4 protein-coding genes are annotated in these 4696 nt (G+C 65.4%); 2 read left to right on the top strand and 2 right to left on the bottom strand.

Features of this window, described 5'->3' with window-relative positions; translation table 11 throughout:
- On the bottom strand, window positions 1-1059 hold a 1059-nt coding region (locus ACNA7R_RS19340; protein WP_416285148.1), incomplete at its 3' end, for a PQQ-binding-like beta-propeller repeat protein.
- Between the two features lie 258 nt (window positions 1060-1317).
- Here ACNA7R_RS19340 and ACNA7R_RS19335 point away from each other — a divergent pair.
- A complete protein-coding gene (locus tag ACNA7R_RS19335) occupies window positions 1318-1992 on the top strand; it encodes a helix-turn-helix domain-containing protein (RefSeq protein ID WP_416285147.1) in 675 nt (224 codons plus the stop codon).
- Window positions 1993-2073: 81 nt separating this feature from the next.
- Entirely contained in the window at window positions 2074-2244 is a 171-nt protein-coding gene (locus ACNA7R_RS19330; RefSeq protein WP_416285146.1) for a hypothetical protein, read from the top strand.
- 56 nt (window positions 2245-2300) lie between these two features.
- Here ACNA7R_RS19330 and ACNA7R_RS19325 read toward each other — a convergent pair whose 3' ends face one another.
- A complete protein-coding gene (locus ACNA7R_RS19325) occupies window positions 2301-3848 on the bottom strand; it encodes a PQQ-binding-like beta-propeller repeat protein (protein WP_416285145.1) in 1548 nt (515 codons plus the stop codon).
- Window positions 3849-4696: the final 848 nt, after the last annotated feature.

Genomic DNA, 4696 nt, shown 5'->3' with positions numbered 1-4696 from the left:
CCGCACGTCGCCTTCCGCGATCGACCACTTCTCCGTGCCGTTGCGGTCGTCCAGCGCGGTGAGTCTTCGGTCGTCACCACTCACCACGGCGCCGTAAACGTAGACGGTGTCGCCGGCGATAACCGGCGGCCCGGCGGCGTCGGGAACGTCGACCGTCCAGTCGATCTCGGCATCGCCGATCGATCGCCCGCGGTACGCGCGGTCCGTCCGAGCGACGTACAGCTCGCTCCCGAGCGCGAGTTCCCGCGGCGACTCCGCGTCGATCGTGTCGATCACGACGCCGGTTTCCGGATCGTAGAGCCGTCCCCCGGGTTCGCCGGAGCCGGTAACGGCGACGGCGGCCGCGGTCGCGTGGAGCGTCACGTCCCGGCCGGGAGCGGCGTCGTTCCGCCAGATCTCGTCCCCGGTTTCGGAGTCGTAGGCCAGCACCGCACCGTCCGTGGCGGCGTACACCATCCCGTCGGCTGCCGCAGTCTCCGGGAAGAACGCGTCTCCGACGTCGCTCCCGCTGGCCCTCGCGAGGTCGACGTCCCACCGGAGCGAGCCGTCGTCGGGCTCGAGGGCGTACAGGGAGCCGTTGATGACGACGTAGACGGTGTCGTCGGCGACCGTCTGCCAGGCGGCCGCCTCGTCCGTACCGAAATCGCTTCGCCAGCGGAAGGTGCCGTCCGTCCGATCGAGCGCCACGACTTCGGTCCCGGTGAGAAACACGCGCTCGTCGTCCACGGAAGGGGTGTTCGCCTCGACGTGAGCGTTCTTCCAGACGAGCGCCCCGTCGGCCGCATCGAGCGCGACGACCGCGTCCGCCGTGGTGGTGTAAACGATGCCGTCCGCGACGGCGACGTGTCCGTCGTGGGCGGCCGACCAGACCGCCTCGAGCGCGTCCCCGTCGAACTCGTGACCGTCTTCGACGACCCTCGCGTGACCGGCGCTCCCCCGGTGAGAGGGCCAGTCCGCCTCGAGTTGGGGGCTCGAGTCGGCGACGGCCACCGACGCGAGAGCGCCCGCCGGGATCGCCGCAACCGTCGCCAGTACCGATCGGCGTCTCCAGTCGTTCATGTTCGCTCTATCTGACGTGTGCGGCAAATACTTTTTCAGTAAATATGAACTTATTAATCAGATTGATATTGTATCATCGAGAATCCCTCAGCGAGGGTGCTCCACGGCCGAGAACCGAAATTCGAGCCGACCGAGAGCGCCGCTCCACTCGAGCTTCCGTTATTAGAACCATATTATAAAAATACATTCAGCGTTACGGCCCCCAAGCAGTTTGGAAACGAACCTATGCCAGTCCGTACGCTTGGTAGAACCGTATTCATGACCTCGATCGTCAACCTCGAGATTTCGGGCGACGGGACCGGACTGGCAGAGCTGTTCGAAACCGTACCGTCGCTCACCTGCGAAGCGGAGGCTGCTATCGTCTCGAACGGGTACGATCTGTGGCTCTCCGGCGCATCGAAGGCGGAGATCGAGGCGGGCCTGGCGGCGGCCTCGCCGATCGAGGAGTACGCGCTGATCAACGGCAACGACGAGGAGTGGCTGTACAACGTCGAGTTCAGCCCGGAGACTACCGACCTCTTCGAGCTGGTTCTCGAGGACGGCGGCACCATCCTCGACGCCTCGGCCGTCGACGGCTCGTGGGTCCTGAACATTCGCGTACAGGAGCGCAGCGACGCGAGTTCGATCTACGACGAGCTCGAGGACCGCGAGCTCGAGCCGACGATCATCCGTCTGTACGAAACGAACGACGGCAACCGCTCGGAGGCCGGCCTCACGGAGCGACAGTACGACACCCTCGTGGCGGCCGCGAACCACGGCTACTTCGAGATCCCCCGGGAGGTTTCGATGCAGGAGCTCTCCGAGGAGCTCGACGTCTCCCACCAGGCGCTCTCCGAGCGACTCCGCCGCGCATACCGGTCGCTGGTCACGTCGGAACTCGACGTAACGACGGAGGAAGCCGAACCCGCGACCTCCTCTACGCTCTCCGATTGAGCCGCTGACGGTCGAGGGGAGTTATCGACCCTGCAAAGGGAACCCGAGGACTGATATCGATAGCACCGCTTGCCGCGTACAATGCAAAAGCGGTGTCTGAACTGCAACTGGGAGATTCGGGGTGCAGAGACGGAGCCGAAAGAGGAACGAACGCGCGAAACGCTCGAGCACTTCACCGAGACGGGACACACGATCGTGACCCTCTCCGAGCCGAATACGTTTCGACCGGCCGAGCTAATTCCGTCCGACTGAGACGGACAGGAGTCCGTACGACGCCCGCTCGCGTCTGAGAGCGGATCTTCCGGTCGTCAGCCCTGGGGTTCTTGGTCGACCGTCGAACGCCGTCGCAGCCACTCGAGGCCGAGCGCACCGCCGGCGATCCCGGCTCCCGTCGTAAAGCCGGGCATCCCCTCGCCGTCGTCATCGGCGGCATCGTCGGCCCCGTTTGCCGTGCCGTCGTCGTTCCCGCCGTCGCCGTTTTCGTCGTCGTCTCCGTCGGACCCGTCGTCCGTGCTCTCGGTATCCTCGGAGCCGTCACCGTCGTCTTCGCCCGGTTCGTACGCCTCGTCTTCGTCGTTCCCGTCGCCGTTTGACTCGTCGCTTCCGTCGTCAGCTTCGTCCTCGTCGGTCTCGCCTTCGTCGCCGTTCCCTTCGGGATCATCCGCCTCCCAGTCCGTCGGCCGGATCGCGACGAGATCCTGGCCTCGCCGTGCGTAGACCATGTCGTCCTCGACGACGAGGAACCCGGCGTCGGCGCCGTCGGTCCACCGTTCGTCGTCGTCGAACTCGTAGACCCAGTTCTCGCTGCCGTCCTCGAGGTCGAGGCCGAGAACCGCGTCGTCGGCCCCGGGATCCGGACTTGAGTGCGCGACGACGACGGTGTCGCCGACGATCACCGGGAGCCCGTACGTGTACGACCCGCTGTGGGTCCACCCGGCCGTCCGTCCGGTATCGTCGAGCGCGAGCGACTGAAGATCGTACCGCCCCTGCGTGACCGCGACGCCGTCGTCGATCGCCATCACGTACGCGTCGCTGATCGTCTCCTCGGTTTCTCGGCGCTCGGCGTCGAACGTGTAGACGCTCTCGAGGCTGTCGTTCTGGACGAGGAGCGTGCCGTCTGTGGCGGCGAGACTGCCCGTGCCGGCGTCGACGGGGCCACTCCATCGTGTCTCACCGGTTGCCGGCTCGAGTTCGACCAGGCCGTCCTGCCCAGCCCCCTCGAGGACCGCCCAGATCGAGTCGTTCGTCGCGACGACCTGGGTCTGGCGGCTCCCGAAGGCCATCGGACCGCCGCCGTCGACGTCCACGGATCCGCGCTCCCAGCGCAGCGAGCCGTCGGTCGCGTCGAACGCGTACAGCGAGCCCCCCGAGAGGACGTACGCGGTCCCGAACGCGACGAGCGGCGCCGACACCGAGTCGTCGTCGCCGACCGTCGTCGACCACTCCTCGTTCCCGGTCGCCGCGTCGAGCGCGACCAGCCGTTCGCCGCCGGCGTAGACGGTGTCGCCGGCGACGGTGACACTCAGGCTCCGCCCGTCGATCGCAGCCTCCCACTTGAGGGCGCCGTCGGCCGCATCGAGCGCACGGATCTCGTCGCCGGCGAGGTAGACGGTCCCGTCGACGACGACGGGTTCGTCGCCTCCCTCGTGCCGCCAGGCGACGGTGTCCGGCGTCTCGAGCGTGTCCGCGGCCACGCGACGCGCGTTGCCGGGTCCGCCGTCGGCAGACGACCAGCCGTCGCTCTCCCCCAGCGTCGGCAGGTCGCCCGTCCGTTTCGACTTCGCCGTCGCAACGCCCGTTCCGACCGCGAGGATCGCGCCGGTCGCGAGCACGGATCGCCGATTCCAGTTTTCCATACCCGTCCCAACCCGGACCGGACGCATTACTATCGACCGCGTATATCAGAAGTTCTTACTCTACAACGATCTTAGTAATATGTCTATGATTCCCGCACATGTCAACGTCCTCGAGGAGAGGAATCGCCGATCGAGGCTCCGAGGGGCCGTCTCGATCACCTCGCCAGCGGAGGTGACGTTCGGAACGATTCGATCCCCAATGAGGGCCAGTCCGCCCTCGAATCGATCGAATGCGGTCCCATCAGTTCGGACGAGACACGTCGACCGGGTCGTTTCCCGAACGGACGAACGCCTGCGAGACGGCCCCTCGAGATTGGCGAGCGGTCCTGCGCAACGCACCTCGAGCGCACTGAGTCCGAACCCGGCGTTAACTGGTTACTAAGCTGTCACCACGGGGTCGGTACCAACTTCGGGTTATTTTTGCATATCGATCGTCAGCGCGAGCCACCAGGTGTTGACGAGAGGGTGTATCAGCCACGGGGCGACGAGGCCGTCGTACCACAGCCGAAGGATTCTGCCTAGGGGTCAAGCCTCGAGGTACGCTCCCGTACCGCTGTAAATTTCTGGGTCGTGTCCCAAACTCGTCTAGAGTCGTAACTGACTCCTGTGGAAACAGGGTCACCTCTGGTACCTACATGAGAAACTCAATGAGCTTCGGGACACGCGCTCAGAACTCGAACGAGTTCGCAACCGGATCGAGACCGAACGCGAGAGCATCGAGGCACTGGAAAACGAGCACGAGGACGTCGAAGCCAACCTCGAGGAGCTGCAAGCAGGTGGAGAAGCGAATCTCGGTAGTTCCCATCGTTTCTGAGTGCTGACTCGATCTCTGGAGCAAAATGAACGAG

The sequence above is a fragment of the Natronococcus sp. genome (assembly GCF_047921035.1).
GTDB lineage: Archaea > Halobacteriota > Halobacteria > Halobacteriales > Natrialbaceae > Natronococcus.
Note: the sequence above shows the minus strand (reverse complement) of the source record. Positions and strands in the feature narration are given on the sequence as shown.